This window comes from Paenibacillus solisilvae (assembly GCF_042656405.1).
Taxonomy (GTDB): Bacteria; Bacillota; Bacilli; order Paenibacillales; family Paenibacillaceae; genus Paenibacillus_Z; species Paenibacillus_Z solisilvae.
In genome coordinates this window covers 231,494-252,573 of the sequence record NZ_JBHSOW010000080.1, presented here as the reverse complement: position 1 = coordinate 252,573, position 21,080 = coordinate 231,494, and the positions used below count along the sequence as shown (strand labels likewise).

The following is a 21,080-nucleotide window of genomic DNA, read 5'->3' as shown; positions in this document are numbered from 1 at the left end:
AAAAATAGTGTAGAGCCAGACTTGTGTTTGCCATATGTATGAGGGTGTACGCTTTCCAACTTTTCTGCTATTGTTTAGGTTAGTACGACAACCTTTTTTGCGCTATTTTTAACTTTTTTTGTGAATCTAAATTTTTTTTAAAGACTTTTGAACTAGAAGTGCAACATTATGCGGAACCTTTCCGTCTGAGAGGTTGCAAGAGAGGGGGATCCTCCGTGGTAGAGCCCGGCCTAATTAAAGCCGCACAAGCTGGCGATGGCGATGCTCTGATTTCTCTATTGCGAGAGATTGAAAATCATGTTTACCGGACAGCCTATTATATATTAAATAATGAGCAGGATGCGATGGATGCTGCGCAAGAAGCACTTATCCGGATATATACGAAGATTGGAACTTACGAGGAGAAGGCGCAGTTCAAGACCTGGGTGCAGCGGATTGTAACGAATATATGCATTGATAAGTTCAGGCGGACCAAGCCTACTGTTTCGATTGATGAGCACGATATGGTGTTCCATGATTCGCATTCAGTCGAGGAAGAGGTGCTCTCAGCTTACGCAGTGAAGGATATCCGTCTTGCGATAGATAAGCTTCCAGAGCATCACCGTGCAGTCGTGGTGCTGAGATATTTGCAGGATTTCTCTTATAATGAAATTGCGGATTCTCTTGATCTGCCTCTGAATACGGTCAAATCCTATCTTTTCCGGGCGAGACAGCAGCTACAAACGTACCTTCACGATTATCAGAAAGGTGGTGTCCGAAGATGAATTGTCAAGAGGTGATGGAGTATATGCAACGGCAGCTGGATGGTGACCTTGATGAACAGGAAACCGAAATCTTGATGACTCATACACGGCATTGTCCTAACTGCGCTGCTATGTTTGAGAGGCTGCAGCTGTTATCCTCCGGTCTTGAAAATTTGCCTAAAGTGACGCCGAGCTATAGCTTGGTTGATGCAATTATGCCAAGGCTGCAGGAGCTTCAGACAACTGTCGACGCTTCTGAGAGTGTTTCATCCGCAGGTAAAGTTGAACAGGCTCCGGCCGACACCAGACGGGAGCCAAGAAATCGAACGGCTGTAAGATGGAGGGACCGCTTCTCGCTTCGTGCTCTAGGAGGCGTAATAGCAGCCGGCGTTATTGTTGGTTTATTCCTGGTTAATTACCAATCCGGCAATCCCTTGCATACAGCCAATGATTCAGCGTCGACTGGATCGATGACTGCGGAATCTGCGGCAACATCGGACTCGGCGGCAGCCGACTCGAATACTTCCTCCGATGCGGCAGCCAATGCGCCCAAAGCTGACCGGGAAGTTCAGACATCGAATGCGCCGAATGAAGGCGTCGATAAGATGCTGAACAAGTCATATGGCGCTGATGATGATGTGCATGATCAAGCAGCTGCAGCAGAATCCGTCGACCCCAATGGAGAGCGGATGATGAAGCACGATTACAAGCAAAGTGCAGAGCCGCCTGACGATAAGGCTGCTTCACCGAATTACGAGGTTTCAGGAACAACGGTTACGGAAAATAAATCGGATGCCGGAGCCAGTGCTGCGGATTCGGGTAATCAGACGAAACTGGGCAGTGATTCGAAGGGTATTGCGAGTACCAATGATGACCAAACGTTCATGGCGAAGGATTCGGTGAGCGGATTTACGGTCAATGAACTTCAAGCTGCTTCTCAAGACGGCAAATACAAAGCCTTCGTAGTCGATCAGACGCTTCAGGTGTACTCGGCAGAAGACGATGTAAAGTTGTTCGAGAGCGCCTCCAGACCGGCAGGCATTACTTCGCTGTTATGGTCACCGGACAGCAAGACGTTGACGTATGAAACGCCGGCAGCCGACGGTAAAAGTAAATTGCGATATATAGTCGATATCGCCAGCGCCTCTGAGCAGCTGCAGGAACAATAATAATTAGCGGCGTATCCGCACACATGACGTGATGTTAGCGTATAATGTATGAAACGGAAACGTCATAAGACGGTGCCTTAACGTCGTATGACCATCCGCAGGACGGAACCATGGACCGAATTCCTGCGTATGTTTATATAGATGTTCGGGGACAAAGGGATGAGGTCAAGCAGACTTCATCCCTTTGTTGCGGTTATATGGATGTGCTGCGGACTAAAAAGGAGTCGAACAGGAATGGAATTAAAACAGGCAATGAAGGAATGGAAGACAGGTAAATTTCGCCCGGTCTACGTCCTGTACGGAAAAGACCGTTACCGGATGAGGCAGTTTCTGGCCGAATTAACGAATATGCTGCTGCCTGAGGACGAACGCGAGCTTGGGATCGTGAAATTCGATACGTCCGAGACTGCGATAGAGGAAGCCATGGCAGAGGCAGATACGCTTCCCTTCTTTGCTTCACGCAAACTGGTCATGATTCGGGATCAATCCGTCTTGGCCGCCGCTCAAGGTAAAGAAGGGAAGATCGATCATCAGACGGAGCGCTTGCTCGCTTATTTGCAGCAGCCCTGTGAGAGCAGTGTCGTTGTCTTCCAAGTGATGGCGGACAAGCTGGATGAGCGCAGGAAAGCAGTGAAGCTGCTGAAGGAGCAGGACGCCCTTATTCCGTTCCAGGAGCTGCAGGAGAATGAACTGAGAGAGTGGACGATGAAGCGTGCTGAGGAGCAGGGCAGGGCAATGAATCGCGAGGCTGCGGAACTGCTGCTCGCACGGACGGGAACGAATATGCAGCAGCTGGCTCATGAAGTGGACAAGCTATGTCTGCATGCAGGTGTTGGGGGCACAATTCAGGCGGATGATGTGGATCAGCTGATTGCTTCAACGGTGGAAGAGGATGTATTCGCGCTGATTGATGCGATGGCCTCTCTGAAGGTAGATAAAGCGCTGAAGCTGTACAGAGAACTTCTCCTCCGCCGTGAAGAGCCGATTAAGATTGCGGCTTTGATCGCCCGGCAGCTTCGCATTATGCTGCAGATCAAGGAACTTGAGCAGCATCACTATTCGCCCCAGCAGATGGCCGGGCAGCTTGGTCTGCATCCTTATGCCGTTAAGCTGGCAGCAGAAAAGGCAAAACGTTTCTCCGTTACCATACTGGGCGGGCATTTGGGCAGGTTAGCGGAACTGGATTATAAAATGAAAACGGGCCAGATAGACAAAACGCTTGGTTTGGAGCTGTTTTTATTATCCATAGCAGCATAACTCAGCGCACTGCTGCAGGTAATCGGTGGTCATAAAAAAGTCCTGCTAACCGCAAATGCGGCGAGCAGGACTTGAGTTTTTTATTAAGCTTGTGCCGAAAGAGCGTTAAGCTTTTTCGCCAGGCGAGACTTTTTGCGGGAAGCTGCATTTTTGTGGATCAAGCCTTTAGTAACGGCTTTATCCAGCTTTTTAGTTGCAAGAATCAAAGCTGCTTTAGCAACTTCAACATCAGTAGCAACAACAGCAAGGTCAGCGGCTTTAACAGCTGTACGAAGCGCCGATTTTTGCGATGCGTTAAGAGCGCGACGTTTTTCAATCGTTTTAACACGTTTAATTGCGGATTTAATGTTTGGCATTACATTCACCTCCTGTAAAAAGGGAAACCCCTTTGTAACAAACACAACTTGAAACATTCTACCATGCGCATGGGCAAATTGCAATAGCTTCCGTGTGTGTCACTTCTGCACCCGGACAACCTTTTCGAATAAATCCTTCTTCGTCATCGCACACTAACATAAATGACTTGGAAGGGGCGCCCTTATTAAATGATGAACGATGAGCATGATATTGATCTGCAGCGTTACACAGTCGGCATAGATCTTGCGCTTGAGGCAAAAGAGATGGTGGAATCCGGAGGCAATGGTCCGGTTCCGGGTGTGCTTTCTGAAGTTTCAGATGACGATGGGATAAAGATAACAAGACTGGATATCATCGATGAGCAGGGCTCGCAATTGATGGGCAAAATGATCGGTCATTATGTGACCTTCGAAGTGCCGGAGCTGCGCAAGCAGGATACAGGGCTGCAGGATCGGGTAGCGACCAGGCTGGCACAGGAGTTTGCTTCTTTTCTGGAACGCATTGGAATCGGTAAAAACGCGAATGTCCTCATCGTTGGTTTAGGCAACTGGAATGTTACACCGGATGCGCTAGGTCCCATCGTTGTGGAGAATGCACTCGTTACCCGCCATTTATATGAGCTGATGCCGGATCAGGTTGCGCCCGGCTATCGTAACGTCAGTGCCATTGCGCCGGGCGTGCTCGGCATTACGGGGATTGAATCGAGCGATGTTGTTCAGGGTATTGTTGAGCGTGCCAAGCCTGATGTCGTAATTGCGATCGATGCTCTGGCTTCCAAAGCGCTGGAACGGGTTAACACGACGATACAGATCGCCGATACAGGCATACACCCCGGATCGGGAATTGGGAATAAGCGGCGCGGGCTGACGAAAGAAATATTAGGCGTTCCCGTTATTGCCATTGGCGTGCCGACCGTTGTGTACGCGTCGACGATTGTGAACAATACAATTGATCTTATGCGCAATCATGTAGAGGGACATAACGGCAACACAGATCAGATATTCGGGCTTATTAACCAGATGGAAGAGAAGGACCGCCTGCAGCTGGTTCGTGAAGCGCTGGGGCCGCTCGGGCATGATTTGCTCGTAACTCCTAAGGAGATTGATCAGTTTATCGAAGATATCGCCAACATTGTAGCAAGCGGCCTCAATGCGGCGCTTCATGAGGCAGTGGACAAAACGAACGTAGCAGCTTATACCCATTAAAATGCCACCCTGAAACAGCTCGGTAAACCATTTTGAAGCAGCTCATTAGACCGCGTGTCTAATGAGTTTTTTTGTGCAGGTTTGTTTTTCGTACGTCTATGTAAACTAGCAGTTCTTGATCAACTCTAGCAGCGCTCTACTAAACTTGCGGTTCTATTAACTCTTACACGTTCATATGGTGATAGTAGCTTATTCCAAAACCTTAGCCGACGCTTGCGATGAAAGATTTTGCTTAGACGATTCCAAATCGGAATCCCCTGAGACGCAAAACCTTTTGGGAGGAACACAGATGAAACGAGTTATCATGACGTGGAACATAGCCAAAAGCAGTAGGAAAATTCGTCAATTACTCGTAACCGGCCGAATGTTTGCCTTATTGTCTATAGGATCGATGATAATGGTCATTGTCATTGGACTTGGTGCGATTGTACAGCAGAAATCTTCTTCTTCCCCGGTTTCCTCCATGAAGGGCTTTGCCGCTGCGGTGTCGAGCGGATTGTTCACGGACATGTTAGCCATGGAAATGCCGGGAGCGAAGCAGGGTGATATGGAATCCTCCATCTCAGGCCGGCAGGTTAGTTCCTTCCTGGTCAGACTGCTGACAGACATCAACCCTTCGGATCCGAAGAGTCTGCTGGCAAGGGAATATCCGGGATTTGGCGGAGATGAAGCCTTCCTCCTGCGGGCAAGCGCTACTGCTGATGCTGATGATGCTTCAGTGGAGCCTGAGGACCATGAGCCGGTGCAGAGTGATGAAACGGACGGAGCTGCGAATCCTGGCGGAGATGTTTCCGTTGATGACTCAGGCAGGCCTGATCATGGAATAGACGAGGGCACAGTACCGCCGAATGATGATAATTCTGCTGACGGTACCGTTTCCGGGACAGACCCGGCTCCGGATACTAAACCCGGCGGCAGCGGTGACGAGAATACGAAACCGGATCCTGTGCAGGGAGCGAAGCCTACAACCGGTGGGCGGAAGGTTGTGTTTATCTATCATTCCCACAGCCGGGAATCATGGTTTCCCGAACTTAAGAGCACGAAATATGCGGAGTCGCCGACGAAGAATATTACGCTTGTAGGGAAGAGACTGGAGCAGGAGCTCGAAGCAAATGGAATCGGAGCGCTTCATTCCTCCACAGATTATGTATCCGCGATTAAAAATTACAATTGGGTCCTATCCTATAAGTATTCGAAAAAAACAGTGACTGAGGCGATCGCAGACAATCACGATTTGAAATTCTTCTTTGATATTCATCGCGATTCACTGCGGCGCAAGAATACAACCACGACGATTAACGGCAAGTCTTACGCTCAGGTGTTCTTCATCATCGGACATGCTAATAAGAACTGGAAAAAGAATGAGGCGTTTGCCAACCAGCTTCAAGAAGCCCTGGACAAAAAATATCCCGGCATAGCCAAAGGAATCTATGGTAAAACGACCGCAAACGGCAACGGGGAATATAATCAATCGCTTGCTTCGGATAGCGTCCTGATCGAAGTGGGCGGAGTAGATAATACGCTAGAAGAGTCGTATCGCACGGTTGATGCGCTCGCAGATGTGATTTCGGACTTGTATTGGCAGGATGAGAAGGTAATTGTCCCGCAGTCCAGTTAGCTCAATCCAGTGGTAAATAGGGGGAAGTGCTATGCGTCGTCAATCGTTGAAAATGGCCGTTGTCGGAGGAGCGATTGCGCTGATCGTGTTGTTCGGCATTGATATGGCCACAAGCGGCATAGAAACCATTAACGGTCCGATCGATCAGTCAGGTGGTGCACTGCCGGTTAATCCAAACCATTATGAGGAACAGGCTGGTCTGGATGAATATACACAAACGCCTAGACTGGAAAATGAAACCGGAGCCAAACAGCAGTCTACTGAGAATGTGCAATCGAACCAAATCCCGAGGCAGCGGGTCGTTGATGCGCAGCACGGGAGAAGCGCCGAAGAAATCCAGCGGAGGCTCGATGAGCAGTATGCCGCGCAATCTGATGACTATGAGCGGCTTCCGGGAATCCCGGATTTACGTACGGATTCATCCGTCAATCAGCTCGCTGATGGAACGGCTGGAATGCTTCAATCCATCTCAAGCAAGGGAATCCGATTTGTTGTTTCATTTTTTGAGTCGGTAACGGATTGATGGCTACCCCTCTAACTGGTATAATAAAAAGAATGGTTAGCAATAAGGCAATTCTGGGGGTTAGGCATGGCGGACGTACGTGACCGACAAAAGAAAATTAGAAATTTCTCAATCATTGCCCATATCGATCATGGCAAATCAACATTGGCAGACCGGATCTTGGAATTTACCGGGGCGCTGTCCTCGCGTGAGATGCAGGAGCAGGTACTCGACCAAATGGATTTGGAACGTGAACGCGGCATTACGATTAAGCTGCAGGCCGTTCGTCTTGGTTATAAAGCCGATGATGGCGAAGAGTACATTTTAAACTTAATTGATACACCGGGACACGTCGACTTTACATACGAGGTTTCACGAAGTCTCGCTGCATGCGAAGGCGCACTGCTCGTTGTTGACGCTGCACAAGGTATTGAAGCACAGACACTGGCCAATGTGTATTTGGCACTTGACAACAATTTGGAGATTATTCCCGTTATTAATAAAATCGACCTGCCAAGCGCGGAGCCGGAGCGGGTTAAGCAGGAAATCGAAGATGTCATCGGGCTTGACGCCAGTGATGCGGTACTGGCCTCAGCGAAAGCCGGTATCGGAATCAAGGAGATTTTGGAGCAGGTCGTCTCCAAAGTTCCAGCACCTACAGGTGACCCGGATCAACCGCTTAAAGCGCTTATCTTCGATTCCCACTATGATCCGTATAAAGGCGTTATCGTCTATGTCCGTGTTATCGACGGCAGCATCAAAGCAGGTAAGAAAATTCGTTTCATGGCGACTGAAACCGAGTTTGAGGTTATTGAAGTCGGCGCATTCATGCCCCGAATGGGCATAGTCGGCGAGCTGGCAGTTGGAGATGTAGGTTTCGTCGTAGCCGGAATCAAGAACGTGAAAGATACTCGCGTCGGTGATACGATAACGGATGCCAAGAAGCCGGCACTTGAAGCACTGCCCGGTTACCGCAAAATCAACCCTATGGTATTCTGTGGACTATATCCGATCGAAACGCAAGACTACAACGATTTGCGTGATGCCCTTGAGAAGCTGGAGCTTAACGATGCATCCCTTCGTTACGAAGCGGAGTCGTCAACAGCCCTTGGGTTTGGCTATCGCTGCGGATTCCTTGGCTTGCTGCATATGGAGATTATCCAGGAGCGGATTGAACGGGAGTTTAACATTCCTCTGATTACGACCGCGCCGAGCGTTGTGTATCACGTGACATTGACGAACGGCGAAGTGCTTACAATCGATAACCCGTCCAATTATCCGGAGGTCGGCAAAATCGAATTCGTCGAGGAACCGTTCGTTAAAGCGGCCATCATCGTTCCGAATGATTATGTCGGAGCCATTATGGAGCTTTGCCAAACCAAACGCGGCGAATTCATCAATATGGAATATCTGGACACCAACCGTGTAACGATTACGTATGATATGCCGCTCTCCGAGATCGTATATGATTTCTTTGACCAGCTGAAATCCAGCACGAAGGGCTACGCTTCTTTTGACTATGAATTATCCGGCTACCGGAAATCGAGCCTTGTGAAGATGGATATCATGCTGAACGGGGAACAGGTCGATGCATTGTCGGTTATCGTACACCGTGACCGCGCCTATAACCGTGGACGCATTATATGTGAGAAGCTGAAAGAACTGATCCCAAGACAAATGTTCGAGGTTCCGATTCAGGCTTCCATCGGCAACAAAGTTATTTCGAGGGAAACGGTTAAAGCGATGCGCAAAAACGTTCTTGCCAAATGTTATGGCGGTGATATCAGCCGTAAGCGGAAGCTGCTTGATAAGCAGAAGGAAGGTAAGAAACGGATGAAGCAGGTCGGCAGCGTTGAAGTGCCGCAGGAGGCATTCATGGCCGTACTGAGAATAGACGAGGATTAAATGTTTTAAGGAGGGGGAGCCGCGTGCTCCCTTTCTTTCATCTATAATGTGTTTCCCAATAACGAAAGCTGCGATTTGCTCCATGAGAGTAATTGCTTGGAGGTGACCTTCTGTGCTTATGCATGCGCCGCGCGCGCTTTATATCCATATTCCTTTTTGTACGAACAAATGTCATTACTGCGACTTCACATCCTATGTGCTTAAAGGACAGCCGGTAGATGAATATCTGGACGCGCTTGAGCGCGAGATGGCGATGACGGTTGAACAGCTTGCTCCGGAAATCATTCATACCGTCTTTGTTGGGGGCGGTACGCCTACGGTGCTGACACCCCCTCAGATGGAGCGGTTCCTGAGCGCTGTGAAACGATATTTCCCTATTCATCCGGATGCTGAATTTACGATGGAAGCGAATCCCGGCACGACGGATCTGGATAAATTGAAAGCAATGAAAGCAGGCGGGGTAAACCGGATCAGCTTTGGCGTGCAGTCCTTTGATAATGGCCTGCTTGAGCGGATCGGCCGCATTCATAATGTGGAAGATGTGTATAAGAGTATAGAGAATGCCCGTCTTGCAGGCTTCAATAACCTTTCGATCGATCTCATGTTCGGACTCCCGGGACAGACGGTTGAACTGCTCTCGGACAGTGTCAATCGTGCCCTGGAGCTTGACCTTCCGCATTACTCCTTATACGGGCTTAAGGTAGAAGAGAATACGTTATTTCATGCGCTGTATGAGCGCAACGAGCTTCCGCTTCCTCCTGAAGAGGACGAGCTCGCCATGTATATGCTGCTAATTGATAAGCTCAAGGCAGCAGGCCGCGAGCATTATGAAATCAGCAATTTTGCGAAGCCCGGCTTCGAAAGCAGGCATAATACAACCTACTGGCGCAATGAGCCTTATTACGGACTCGGGGCAGGGGCGCATGGATATGCGAAGGGACAGCGCCATGTCAACATCAAGGGCGTCCAGCCGTTTATCGATGCGACTGTAAACCGGCTGCCGCGGCTGGAAACCAATGAAGTTCCAGAAGAAGAAGCGATGGAAGACTTCATGATGGTTGGTTTGCGGATGCTGGAAGGTATAAGCTCTGAAAGTTTTGCGCAGCAGTTTGAGGGACGTACGATCGAAGAAGTATTCGCAGTGCCGCTCAATCAAATGCTGGACAGCGGACTTATGGAGCGAGTTGAACGGTCCAGCGGCGAGGTTGATTACCGTTTGTCGGAGAAAGGCATTCCGCTCGGCAACGAGGTTTTCGGCGCGTTTATCAGCGGCTAACTGTACCGTGCATAAAGAAGAGGACTTGGCTGCCCGCAGCCAAGTCCCTTTCATTTTTGCTCAAATGATTCCGCGGCCGCTGCCGACTTATGTTTTTGGGCATTAAATGAGCCCGACTTTCCCTTCGCTATGCTCAGCGTCTCCCACTTCTCGGAGCGATAAGCTTTGGCTATATAGACAATCTGGCCGACATGGTAACCATAATGTGAAATTTGCCGATGGATGGCTTGAACAACGGTATGGGCTTCCCCGCGGATACGAATGGTTGCCATGAGATCCTCCGCCTTTAAGCTGCGCAGAGTATCTAGGAGTACGGTCCATCCGGCTTCCCTGCGATCAAGCAGCTCCTGCAAGCTGGCATGGCTTAATTCAAATTCCGTATCACGGTCCCGGGTTGCTTTCTCGCCATCCGTAGTAAGGAAGTCTGTCCACCGCGAGATCATATTACCGGAGAGATGATTGATGATGACCGCGATGCTGTTGGACTCCGGCTCAGGCGACCATTGGAATCCTTCCTCGGGAAGCTGCATAATGGCTTTCTGTCCTAGAGATTTCATGCTTTCAAAATCATGAATGGATACTGCTAATAGATGTTCGGCTAACAATAGACACACTCTCCTTTAGGCTTACGTAATATTGGCTTTATTATAACTTATTCGAAACGGGGAGCCTGACAGTAGTTCTGAATCGGTCTGATAAATTATACTTGTGAATCCATGCACTCTGGTGTATATTTATTCATGTTACTCTATTTATCTATTTAACTGACAGAAGCTGGGCGGAGGCGATTGCAATGGAAGCGGTATGCAGAAAGGCGACCGACGAAGATGTAGAGACATTAGTAGGCTTAATAGCCGGTTATGCCGAGAAAGGAATTATGCTGCCGCGATCACGCGATACGCTAAAACGGCAGATTGACACCTTTGTGGTAGCCGAAGTGGAAGGCGAAGTCGTCGGATGCGGTTCGTTATGCCAGCTGGGTACAGACTTGGTGGAGATACGCTCACTTGGTATATCTGATGGATATAAGGGACTCGGAATCGGCAGCAAACTGGTGGACCAGCTGATCTATGAAGCCAAGGAACAGCATATACCTAAGATTATGGCACTCACTTATGAAGTGAATTTTTTCAAGAAAAATGGCTTCAATATCGTTAATAAAGAGATTTTTCCGGAGAAAGTATGGAAAGACTGTGTCAATTGCCCCAAGCAGAACGCTTGTGATGAAATAGCAGTACTTAAAATGCTGAACTGACTTGACAATTGCCAAGTTGGTTTGGTATTTTTGTATTAATGATTAGCACTCGACCACAATGAGTGCTAACGATTCTCGGATGATCGGTTTTTATACAGGATATTGGATGCTTAGGAGGGATTGCGATGTTAACAGATCGGCAGCGAATGATACTTAACGCCATCATAGATGATTACATCCGTTCAGCTGAGCCTATTGGTTCGCGCAGTATTTCCAAACGCGGTGACGTCGGATTCAGTCCGGCGACGATTCGTAACGAAATGGCCGACCTTGAGGAGCTCGGATACTTAGAGCAGCCGCATACGTCTGCAGGCCGCATCCCATCCATTAAAGGGTACCGATATTATGTTGATCATCTCGTGAGACTTGGGGAAGTTAATGAACAGGACCTAAACACCGTTCGATCTTTTTTCGCTGAGAAAATGATTCAAACGGAGCAAATCATTCAGCATGCTGCAATGATTCTATCCAACCTTACGAACTACACATCCATCGTGCTCGGACCGGAGACATTTACGACATCACTTAAACATTTTCAGCTTGTGCCGATCAGTTCGGATACAGCTGTGGCGATTGTTGTCACAAACACCGGGCATGTGGAGAATCGAACCATTGCAATTCCGCAGAACATGAACATGGCTGAGATGGAGCAGGCTGTCCATATCTTGAACAAGAAGCTCGTTGGCGTACCGCTTGTCCGGTTGAAGTCGAAGCTTTATTCCGAGGTTGGGCAGGAGCTTGGACGCTATGTAGACGGCTGTGAACAGCTGCTGAGTGTTCTCGATGAGGCGCTTAACAGTGAGGATGACAACCGCGTCTACTTAAGCGGAACGACTAATATGCTCACGCAGCCGGAGTTCAAAGATGTCGACAAGGTGAAAACCTTGCTGGATCTGCTCGATGAAACGCCGACGCTGATGCGGATGTTTACGGCTCTGCCAAGCGGAATTCAAGTCCGGATCGGTACAGAGAACGAACATGAAGCCATTAATAACTGCAGTTTGATTACTGCAACCTACTCGGTTGACGGACAATCGCTTGGAACAATCGGCATTCTCGGTCCAACACGAATGGATTATGGAAAAGTAATCAGCCTGCTCGATGTGCTGTCCAAGGATATGGCAGTATTGCTCGGCCGCTGGAATAAATGAAGGAGGTGAAGTGATCCGTGAGTGTGAATGAACAGCATACAGATGAAGAACATAAACATGATGATAACGGCACTTCTCATGAACAAGAGGTTCAAACTGAGGAGACGGTTGATAATGCCCCGGATTTCGATGAAAGCTCGGAGGATTCACGGATTGACGAGCTGACGAAGCTGGCGGATGAGAACCACCAACGTTTCCTGCGCGTGCAGGCGGATTTCGATAATTTCCGCAGGCGTACGCTGAAGGAAAAGGAAGAACTCGGTCAATACGCATCCATGAAATTAATCGGGCAGCTGCTGCCTGTGGTTGATAATTTCGGCCGCGCAATCGAAGCTGCGAAGAGCGGCGGAGATGTAGAGTCTTTTGCAAAAGGTGTAGATATGATCTTCCGTCAGCTGGAGCAGGTGCTCGAGCAGGAAGGCTTGAAGGCGATGGAGACGGTCGGCCAACCGTTTAATCCCGAGGTTCACCAGGCGATTATGCAGGTGGAATCGGACGAACACGAAGAAGGCATCGTCGTGGAGGAAGTTCAAAAAGGATACATGCTGAAGGATAAAGTGCTGCGTCCCGCAATGGTTAAAGTCAGCGGCTAACACGTCAGCTGCCTATACAACATTATAAGCTTTCATTATTAATGCTGGTTCGCTTGTTCGTGACAAGGTCTTGTCAACAACTCTGGCTGAACCGCGTAAAAACTATGAGGAGGATTTCAAATTATGAGTAAAGTAATCGGAATTGACTTAGGAACAACGAATTCTTGCGTCGCTGTTATGGAAGGCGGCGAGGCTGTTGTTATTCCAAATCCAGAAGGCAACCGTACAACTCCATCCGTTGTCGGCTTCAAGAAAGACGGAGAGCGTATTGTTGGGGATGCTGCTAAACGTCAAGCGATCACGAACCCGGATCGTACAATCAGCTCCATCAAACGCCACATCGGCACAAACCACAAAGAGGTAGTAGACGGCAAAGACTATTCGCCGCAGGAAATTTCCGCAATCATCTTGCAAAAACTTAAATCAGATGCAGAAGCTTACCTCGGTCAATCCGTATCCCAAGCGGTTATCACAGTACCTGCTTACTTCAACGACAGCCAGCGTCAAGCGACTAAAGATGCCGGTAAAATCGCTGGTCTTGAAGTTCTTCGTATCATCAACGAGCCGACAGCAGCAGCGCTTGCTTACGGTATGGAGAAAACAGAGGATCATACGATTCTTGTTTATGACCTTGGCGGCGGTACATTCGACGTTTCGATCCTTGAGCTTGGCGATGGTTTCTTCGAAGTAAAAGCAACAAGCGGTGACAACCGTCTTGGCGGCGACGACTTTGACCAAGTCATCATCGATTACCTTGTATCTGAATTCAAGAAAGAACAAGGCGTCGACCTTTCTAAAGATAAAGCAGCTGTTCAGCGTTTGAAGGATGCCGCGGAGAAAGCAAAGAAAGAGCTATCCGGCGTGTTGACTTCCACAATCTCGCTTCCGTTCATCACGATGGCTGACGGCGTGCCGCAGCATTTGGAGCTTAGCTTGACCCGTGCTAAATTCGATGAATTATCGGCTGCCCTTGTAGAGCGTACGCTTGGACCGACTCGTCAGGCGCTTAGCGATGCAGGCATGAGCGCAAGCGACATCGATAAAGTTGTTCTTGTCGGCGGATCGACTCGTATCCCGGCTGTACAGGATGCGGTTAAGAAATTGACAGGCAAAGAGCCTCACAAAGGCGTTAACCCGGATGAAGTGGTTGCGCTTGGCGCAGCTGTTCAAGCAGGCGTACTGACTGGCGATGTGAAAGACGTTGTATTGCTTGACGTTACTCCATTGTCCCTTGGTATCGAAACTGCAGGCGGCGTGTTCACGAAAATGATCGACCGCAACACAACGATCCCTACAAGCAAATCGCAAGTATATTCCACTTACGCAGATAACCAGCCGAGCGTAGAAATCCACGTTCTGCAAGGTGAGCGTCAAATGGCAGCCGGCAACAAAACGCTTGGACGTTTCACACTTGGCGACATTCCTTTGGCACCGCGCGGCGTGCCGCAAATCGAAGTTACTTTCGACATCGATGCGAACGGTATCGTTAACGTTTCGGCTCTCGATAAAGGAACAGGCAAGAGCCAAAAAATCACCATCACTTCTTCAAGCGGCTTGTCGGAAGAAGAAATCGAGCGTATGATGAAGGATGCTGAGCTTAACGCTGAGGAAGATCGCAAACGCCGTGAACTGGTTGAAGCGAAGAACAGCGCAGACCAACTGATCTACTCCGTAGACAAAACGATCAAGGATCTTGGTGATAAAGTAGACGCAGGCGAAATCGAGAAAGCGAACGAGGCTAAAGAGAAAGTGAAAACGGCACTCGAGAGTGATAATATCGAAGAAATTACTGCTGCAACTGAAGCTTTGACTGAAATTGTTCAACAGCTGTCTGTGAAGCTGTATGAGCAGGCTGCTCAAGCTGGTCAAGGTGCAGAAGGTTCAGGCGAAGATGGCGGCAACACAAGAGGCAAAGACAATGTTGTCGATGCTGATTATGAGGTTGTTGACGACAAGAAATAAGTTGGTCACACGTAAACGGTGCACCGTCCGAAAATGAAAGGGCGGTGCAGCCGTTTTTCGTGTGTCTATGGTTATGAATGGTTTAAGCAATAAGGAGACGGGGTGACGGACTTGGCAGATAAGCGGGATTATTACGATGTGCTCGGCGTTGGGAAAGACGCATCCGAGGACGAAATTAAGAAAGCCTACCGGAAGATGGCTCGCCAATATCATCCGGATGTGAACAAGGCGCCGGATGCGGAAGAAAAGTTTAAAGAGATGAAGGAAGCTTATGACGTCTTAAGTGACGATAACAAGCGTGCAACGTATGACAGGCATGGGCATGTCGATCCTAACCAAGGCTTTGGCGGCGGCGGATTCGGTGATGCAGGCGGCGGCTTTGGCGATATTTTCGATATGTTCTTCGGCGGCGGCGGCGGCCGGAGAGATCCGAATGCCCCTTCGCGCGGTAATGATTTGCAATATACAATGACAATTGAGTTTAAGGAAGCGGTGTTTGGCAAAGAGACTGAAATTACCATTCCCCGTACCGAAACTTGCGATACATGCACCGGATCAGGTGCCAAACCGGGCACGAAACCGGAGACTTGCTCCGTTTGTAAAGGATCGGGTCAACAAGAAGTCGTCCAAAACACGCCGTTTGGCCGGATGGTTAACCGCCGGGCTTGTACAAACTGCAGCGGCACCGGACGTATCATTAAAGAAAAATGTACGACATGCCATGGTGCAGGCAAAGTGAAACGCCAACGCAAAATCAATGTCCGCATTCCTGCCGGTGTTGATGATGGCGCCCAAATTCGCCTCAATGGCGAAGGAGAAGGCGGCCTGCGCGGAGGTCCTTCAGGAGATCTGTACATTGTGATCCGTGTTAAGTCGCATGAGTTCTTCGAGCGCGAGAATGATGATATTTACTGTGAGGTTCCGCTTACCTTTGCACAAGCAGCGCTTGGAGACGAGATTGAAATTCCAACGCTGACTGAGAAAGTAAAGCTGAAGATCCCTGCAGGCACGCAAACCGGCACCTTCTTCCGTCTGAAAGGAAAAGGAGTACCGCGTCTTCGCGGTTACGGTCAGGGGGATCAGCATGTTAAAGTGACGATCGTAACGCCGACCAATCTTAATGAGGAGCAGAAGGATCTGCTTCGTCAATTTGCTGGCGGCAGCAAAAGTGGTGAGAATGAATCTGTTAGTGAAGAACACCATGAATCGATCTTTGATAAAATGAAGAAAGCATTCCGTGGTGACTAATCCTTTCTAATCATCATGAACAAGCATAGAATATCGCCTAATCGCTCATCCTAACCTTGGTGAATGGACACATCCAGATCAATGCTAAGGAGGATCAACGATGAGCGAACAGGAAATAGATATGGAAAAAGTCAATTTCGGCAATTTGCCAATCGGGAAAAACGAGGATGTTGAGTTCTCGGAGGAATTAGCGGATGAGGACGATAAACAGGCTCAGCAGCGTGCAGCGGAAGCTGACAAGCGAGCACAGCAATCTTAGGAGGAATAAATAATGACTTCTACGATTCATGCCGTTTTTCCTGATGTTTCCGGTGTTCGGGAGGCGGCGCTTAAGCTGCAGGCTCTCCGGGCAGAGCTTATCGAAGACGGGGCAGATGGATCCTCACTGACGGCAACGATAGGTGATGAGCATGTTAGTCTTGCACTCCATATGATAAGACAAACAGGGGGGACGACGGAGAGTTAAGGTTACCGCCAATCCCTGTTTCCTTAAATCCGGACCTAAAAGACTGAATGCGGAAGTTCCAACTAAGGAACCGCCGGCATTCAGTCTTTTTGTTTGTCAGAATCGTTCATTTATGCTGCTGTTTTGTGCGTAAGCTTCACATGGTGTAAAATAGATGTCATATGGTTTGCCTTACTAAAAGGCGAGTACTGCTTAGGGGGATTTCAGCTGTGAAATGGAATGAATTAACAATAGCGACAACGGAAGAATCAATTGAAATGATTTCGAATTTTCTGCATGAAATGGGGGCCGGCGGCGTATCCATTGAAGAATCAGGAACACTTAACAAAGAGCGGGACACATCGCTTGGGCAATGGTACGAGCTGCCGCTAAATGATATTCCAGAGGGTCAGGCTGTTATTAAAGGCTATTTTCCAGAAGATACAGATATTGAAGAAGTCATTACGAATGTTCGTCCGCGAATTGATGAGCTTCGTGAATTTGACATTGAGCCGGGTGAATACACCATCTCTTCTGTCGTAGTAGATGATGAGGACTGGGCGAATGCGTGGAAACAATATTTCAAACCGATTCGCGTATCGGACCGTTTGACCATCAAGCCTACCTGGGAGGATTACACACCTTCTGAGGGAGAGCAAATCATTGAGCTTGATCCTGGAATGGCATTTGGAACGGGAACACATCCAACAACGGCTTTATGTCTCCGGACGCTGGAATCTGTCATTCAGGGCGGCGAGGAAGTTATTGATGTTGGTACCGGCTCTGGAATTCTAGCAATTGGTGCAATGCGCCTTGGTGCGAAGAAAGTATTGGCGGTTGATTTGGATCCGATCGCAGTGACCGCAGCCGGTGAGAATTCGAAGCTGAACGGACTCGAAGGCGATATTCAAGTCCAGTTGAGTGATCTTCTTGGGGTTCTTCAGGCGAGTGCCGAAGGTTCAGCTTCTCAGGCTATTAACGTATCCGTACCTGTAGATGTTGTAGTAGCTAATATTCTGGCTGAAATTATTCTGCTGTTCGTGGACGATGTGTATGCTGCCGTTAAAGCAGGCGGTACCTATATTGCCTCTGGCATTTATAAGAACAAAGAAGATGATGTAGCGTCCGGTCTTGAGGCTTCCGGCTTCGTAATCACGGGCCGCCAGCGTGATCAGGATTGGATCGCATTTGTGGCTAAGAAACCGGAATAGGATGTTATCGCCGCATCGGTTTGAACGAAGCCGGAGCATGTGAATGCAGGAAGACGCAGAATAATCGAGCAAAGTTGCGGCGCAGGTTTTGAGCGTTTGAACGACTTGGTGCGTGAGCGCCGGGAAGAGCACAAGCGCCAAATCCGGAGCTCTGGGAGGCTGTCATTTGAATTTTCTTTGGTATCCACTTGATGATTTGCCCTTTATTTTTTTGGTGCTGGTCATAGCATTTACCGTACATGAATTTGCCCATGCTTATAGTGCTTATAAATTTGGCGACCGCACCGCTTATGATGCGGGGCGCGTGACGCTTAATCCGCGTGTGCATTTGGATGTGCTGGGAACGATCCTGCTGCTTGTTGCGGGTTTCGGGTGGGCGAAGCCCGTTATGGTTAACCGGGGGAACTTCAAATATCCGCGGTTAATGGGAATTATCGTTTCAGCAGTCGGTCCTTTAAGCAACCTGCTCATTGCGGTGCTAGGCATAGCGGCCGTATATATTCTTAATCAAACGGGTGCTATTGACGCTGCTTCGCACGGCGTGCAGCAAGCGATCGGACATTTTTCTTATTATCTAATCCGAATTAATCTGCTTCTGTTCCTCTTTAATCTAATACCGGTTCCACCGCTCGACGGCTACCGGATTATTCAAGATCTTGTCCCTGTCAGAACCCGAATTAAGATGGATGAGCATGCTCAGTGGGGGATGTTTCTCTTTTTGCTGATTATCTTTATTCCATCGCTCAGACAGCATACCCTTGATCCTTTATTGGGTTATTGGCAAAATATCTTCGTCTATTGCGTTAACAAATTGGAGCTCATCTTTAACAGTGTGGATTGGGTTAAAATTTGGACTGATTTTCTGATATGACCTGCAGCTGCCATTGGTAATTGTTTATTGATGTGGCGAACCGGATTCAAAACGTGTATGATAAAATTTAGAGCTTTTTTGATTAGTATCCCGAATCGACGATGAAACTATGAAATGAAGGGTTTATTGCCATGCAACGATATTTTGTAACACCGGAGCAGCTTAGCGCGAATCAGGTTGTCTTGACCGGTGATGATGCTCATCATATTGGACGCGTGATGCGAATGGAAGCCGGCGATACGATCATCGTGAGCGATGGTCGGGAAGTTGTAGCCGAGGCGGTCATCAGCAGTGTCTCCACAGGAAGAGTGGAAGCCGAAATATCCGTTTTGCTGTCCATGGATAGTGAGCCGCTCTGGTTGGTTACCGTGGCGCAAAGCTTGCCTAAGGGCGATAAAATGGAACTGGTTATCCAGAAGGGCACGGAGATTGGAGCCGCCTCGTTCCTGCCTTTTCAGTCTGAGCGGATGATTGTGCAGTATGACGATAAGAAAGAAGCGAAGCGTCTTGACCGCTGGGGGAAAATCGCCAAGGAAGCTGCCGAGCAAGCGCATCGGAGCCGTATTCCGTCGATAGAGCCGGTAATGTCATGGCGTAAGCTGATTGATGTTATAGCGGAGTATGATTTGGCATTGTTTTGTTACGAGAAGGAAGGCGGGAGCGGCGGAGCGGGTTTGCGCGATGCTGTCCGTCAATATCGCGAAGTCAAGGATAAGAGCGAGATAGAGCGGATGCGTATTCTGCTTATAGTCGGACCAGAAGGCGGATTCACCGAGCGTGAAGCGTCTGAAGCGGAAGCGGCCGGTGCTGTCATCGTCGGACTTGGAAAGCGCATTTTGCGCACCGAGACCGCAGCGATGGTCGGACTCGCCTGCCTCATGTATGAATCCGGAGAAATGGGAGGCGTTTAACGACTATGCCGTCGGTAGCGTTTTATACACTAGGTTGTAAGGTTAATTTCTATGATACAGAAGCAGTTTGGCAGCTCTTCAAGAAAGAAGGATATGAGCAGGTCGATTTTGAGACAACTACTGCTGATGTCTATCTCATTAATACATGTACGGTCACGAATACAGGCGACAAGAAAAGCCGCCAAATTATTCGCCGTGCGATCCGCCGTAACCCGGATGCCATTATTGCGGTTACAGGCTGCTATGCCCAAACGACACCGGCTGAAATCATGGCGATTGAAGGTGTCGACCTCGTTATCGGAACGCAGGACCGGGACAAGCTGATGGATTACATCCGCCAGATTCAGACAGAACGCAAACCGGTAAATGCAGTCCGCAACATTATGAAAACACGGGATTTCGAGGAGCTGGATGTTCCGGATTTTGCTGACCGCACACGTGCATTCCTGAAGATTCAAGAAGGCTGCAATAATTTCTGCACCTTCTGTATCATTCCTTGGTCACGGGGGCTTTCCCGAAGCCGTGAAGCAGAGAGCGTATTGAACCAGGCACGCCAGCTTGTCGCAGCCGGTTATAAAGAAATTGTATTAACGGGCATTCATACAGGCGGTTATGGCGATGATATGGAGAATTACCGGTTAACGGATCTTCTATGGGATCTGGATAAAGTAGAGGGGCTTGAGCGTATCCGCATCAGCTCCATTGAAGCAAGCCAGATCGATGATGCGATGATTGATGTACTCAACCGTTCGAGTAAAATGTGCCGTCATCTGCACATTCCCCTGCAGGCCGGGGACAATAACGTTCTGACCCGCATGCGCCGCAAATACACGGTTGAGCAGTTTGCTGAGAAAATCAAACTCATTCACCGGGCTATGCCTGGTGTAGCGATTACGACTGACGTTATCGTCGGCTTCCCCGGCGAAACGGAAGAGATGTTCGAGAATGGCTACCGGGTTATGGAAGAGCTGGCTTTTGCCGAAATGCATGTTTTCCCTTACTCCAAACGGACGGGGACGCCGGCTGCGCGCATGGAAGATCAAGTTGATGAAGAGATTAAGAATGAACGCGTTCATAAATTAATTGATTTATCCGAGCGGATGCAGCTTGAATATGGCAGGAAGTTTGTCGGCGAAGTCGTCGATGTTATTCCGGAACGGGATTATAAAGGTGCACCGGGGACAGGACGCGTTATGGGTTATTCGGATAACTATCTTCAAGTTGTATTTGAAGGATCCGAATCTTTAATCGGCCAGCTGTGCCGGGTAAAAATTACTGAAGCGGGCGTAAACGAATGCTTCGGACAACTGGTTCGTGTACTCGATGCGGAAACGTCAGCTGTGCGCGGCGGAGAAACGAAGCTGTCCGTTCAGCCTCAGGCGCTGCAGGCTTAATAAACGA

General features: G+C 48.9%; 21 protein-coding genes. 19 read left to right on the top strand and 2 right to left on the bottom strand.

Going from position 1 to position 21,080, the window contains the following annotated elements; all coding sequences use genetic code 11:
- Positions 1-215 precede the first annotated feature (215 nt).
- From ACFPYJ_RS22235 to holA, 3 genes are all read left to right on the top strand, one after another.
- Positions 216-764, top strand: coding sequence for an RNA polymerase sigma factor (locus tag ACFPYJ_RS22235; protein ID WP_379190410.1), 549 nt, complete (start codon positions 216-218; stop codon positions 762-764).
- The gene (locus tag ACFPYJ_RS22230) at positions 761-1,912 is read left to right on the top strand and encodes an anti-sigma factor (protein ID WP_379190409.1); all 1,152 of its coding nucleotides are present in this window, start codon (positions 761-763) and stop codon (positions 1,910-1,912) included. The genes ACFPYJ_RS22235 and ACFPYJ_RS22230 overlap by 4 nt, the downstream gene beginning before the upstream one ends.
- 234 nt (positions 1,913-2,146) lie before the next feature.
- Positions 2,147-3,169 (top strand): DNA polymerase III subunit delta, encoded by a 1,023-nt coding sequence (gene holA / locus ACFPYJ_RS22225; RefSeq protein ID WP_379190408.1) that lies wholly within the window; start codon positions 2,147-2,149, stop codon positions 3,167-3,169.
- Between the two features lie 83 nt (positions 3,170-3,252).
- On the opposite strand, the gene rpsT is transcribed toward holA, so the two are convergent.
- Positions 3,253-3,525, bottom strand: a complete 273-nt coding sequence (gene rpsT, locus ACFPYJ_RS22220; RefSeq protein ID WP_379190407.1) for a 30S ribosomal protein S20 — start codon at positions 3,523-3,525, stop codon at positions 3,253-3,255.
- A 192-nt stretch (positions 3,526-3,717) separates the two neighbouring features.
- Here rpsT and gpr point away from each other — a divergent pair, with 192 nt between their 5' ends.
- The 5 genes from gpr to hemW all read left to right on the top strand — a co-directional run bounded on the left by gpr (position 3,718) and on the right by hemW (position 10,032).
- On the top strand, positions 3,718-4,731 hold the full coding sequence (gene gpr / locus ACFPYJ_RS22215; RefSeq protein WP_379190483.1) for a GPR endopeptidase: 1,014 nt from the start codon (positions 3,718-3,720) through the stop codon (positions 4,729-4,731).
- Positions 4,732-5,020: 289 nt separating this feature from the next.
- Positions 5,021-6,349: a stage II sporulation protein P gene (gene spoIIP, locus ACFPYJ_RS22210; protein WP_379190406.1), complete on the top strand. Its 1,329-nt coding sequence runs from the start codon at positions 5,021-5,023 to the stop codon at positions 6,347-6,349.
- Between the two features lie 31 nt (positions 6,350-6,380).
- Positions 6,381-6,872 (top strand): hypothetical protein, encoded by a 492-nt coding sequence (locus ACFPYJ_RS22205; RefSeq protein WP_379190405.1) that lies wholly within the window; start codon positions 6,381-6,383, stop codon positions 6,870-6,872.
- 66 nt (positions 6,873-6,938) lie between these two features.
- The gene (gene lepA / locus ACFPYJ_RS22200) at positions 6,939-8,756 is read left to right on the top strand and encodes a translation elongation factor 4 (RefSeq protein WP_379190404.1); all 1,818 of its coding nucleotides are present in this window, start codon (positions 6,939-6,941) and stop codon (positions 8,754-8,756) included.
- A gap of 118 nt (positions 8,757-8,874) precedes the next feature.
- A complete protein-coding gene (gene hemW, locus ACFPYJ_RS22195; protein WP_379190482.1) occupies positions 8,875-10,032 on the top strand; it encodes a radical SAM family heme chaperone HemW in 1,158 nt (385 codons plus the stop codon).
- Positions 10,033-10,082: 50 nt separating this feature from the next.
- Here hemW and ACFPYJ_RS22190 read toward each other — a convergent pair whose 3' ends face one another.
- Entirely contained in the window at positions 10,083-10,637 is a 555-nt protein-coding gene (locus tag ACFPYJ_RS22190) for a DUF1572 family protein (protein WP_379190403.1), read from the bottom strand.
- Positions 10,638-10,825: 188 nt separating this feature from the next.
- Between ACFPYJ_RS22190 and ACFPYJ_RS22185 the strand changes: the two genes are divergently transcribed.
- The 11 genes from ACFPYJ_RS22185 (at position 10,826) to mtaB (ending at position 21,073) form a co-directional block, all read left to right on the top strand.
- Positions 10,826-11,287, top strand: a complete 462-nt coding sequence (locus tag ACFPYJ_RS22185; RefSeq protein ID WP_379190402.1) for an N-acetyltransferase — start codon at positions 10,826-10,828, stop codon at positions 11,285-11,287.
- Positions 11,288-11,412: 125 nt separating this feature from the next.
- Positions 11,413-12,438, top strand: a complete 1,026-nt coding sequence (gene hrcA, locus ACFPYJ_RS22180; protein ID WP_379190401.1) for a heat-inducible transcriptional repressor HrcA — start codon at positions 11,413-11,415, stop codon at positions 12,436-12,438.
- A gap of 23 nt (positions 12,439-12,461) precedes the next feature.
- On the top strand, positions 12,462-13,031 hold the full coding sequence (gene grpE / locus ACFPYJ_RS22175; protein WP_379190481.1) for a nucleotide exchange factor GrpE: 570 nt from the start codon (positions 12,462-12,464) through the stop codon (positions 13,029-13,031).
- A 123-nt stretch (positions 13,032-13,154) separates the two neighbouring features.
- Positions 13,155-14,993, top strand: coding sequence for a molecular chaperone DnaK (dnaK, locus tag ACFPYJ_RS22170; RefSeq protein ID WP_379190400.1), 1,839 nt, complete (start codon positions 13,155-13,157; stop codon positions 14,991-14,993).
- A gap of 111 nt (positions 14,994-15,104) precedes the next feature.
- Entirely contained in the window at positions 15,105-16,241 is a 1,137-nt protein-coding gene (dnaJ, locus tag ACFPYJ_RS22165) for a molecular chaperone DnaJ (protein ID WP_379190480.1), read from the top strand.
- Positions 16,242-16,341: 100 nt separating this feature from the next.
- Complete coding sequence (locus tag ACFPYJ_RS22160; protein ID WP_379190399.1) at positions 16,342-16,500, top strand: YfhD family protein; 159 nt, start codon at positions 16,342-16,344, stop codon at positions 16,498-16,500.
- A gap of 12 nt (positions 16,501-16,512) precedes the next feature.
- Positions 16,513-16,707 carry a hypothetical protein gene (locus tag ACFPYJ_RS22155; RefSeq protein WP_379190398.1) on the top strand — a complete coding sequence of 65 codons (195 nt, stop codon included), beginning with the start codon at positions 16,513-16,515 and terminating at the stop codon, positions 16,705-16,707.
- 209 nt (positions 16,708-16,916) lie between these two features.
- A complete protein-coding gene (gene prmA, locus ACFPYJ_RS22150; RefSeq protein ID WP_379190397.1) occupies positions 16,917-17,897 on the top strand; it encodes a 50S ribosomal protein L11 methyltransferase in 981 nt (326 codons plus the stop codon).
- Between the two features lie 166 nt (positions 17,898-18,063).
- Positions 18,064-18,768, top strand: coding sequence for a site-2 protease family protein (locus tag ACFPYJ_RS22145; protein WP_379190396.1), 705 nt, complete (start codon positions 18,064-18,066; stop codon positions 18,766-18,768).
- 131 nt (positions 18,769-18,899) lie between these two features.
- Positions 18,900-19,679: an RsmE family RNA methyltransferase gene (locus tag ACFPYJ_RS22140; RefSeq protein WP_379190395.1), complete on the top strand. Its 780-nt coding sequence runs from the start codon at positions 18,900-18,902 to the stop codon at positions 19,677-19,679.
- 5 nt (positions 19,680-19,684) lie between these two features.
- Positions 19,685-21,073: a tRNA (N(6)-L-threonylcarbamoyladenosine(37)-C(2))-methylthiotransferase MtaB gene (gene mtaB / locus ACFPYJ_RS22135; protein WP_379190394.1), complete on the top strand. Its 1,389-nt coding sequence runs from the start codon at positions 19,685-19,687 to the stop codon at positions 21,071-21,073.
- The last annotated feature ends 7 nt before the right edge of the window (positions 21,074-21,080 follow it).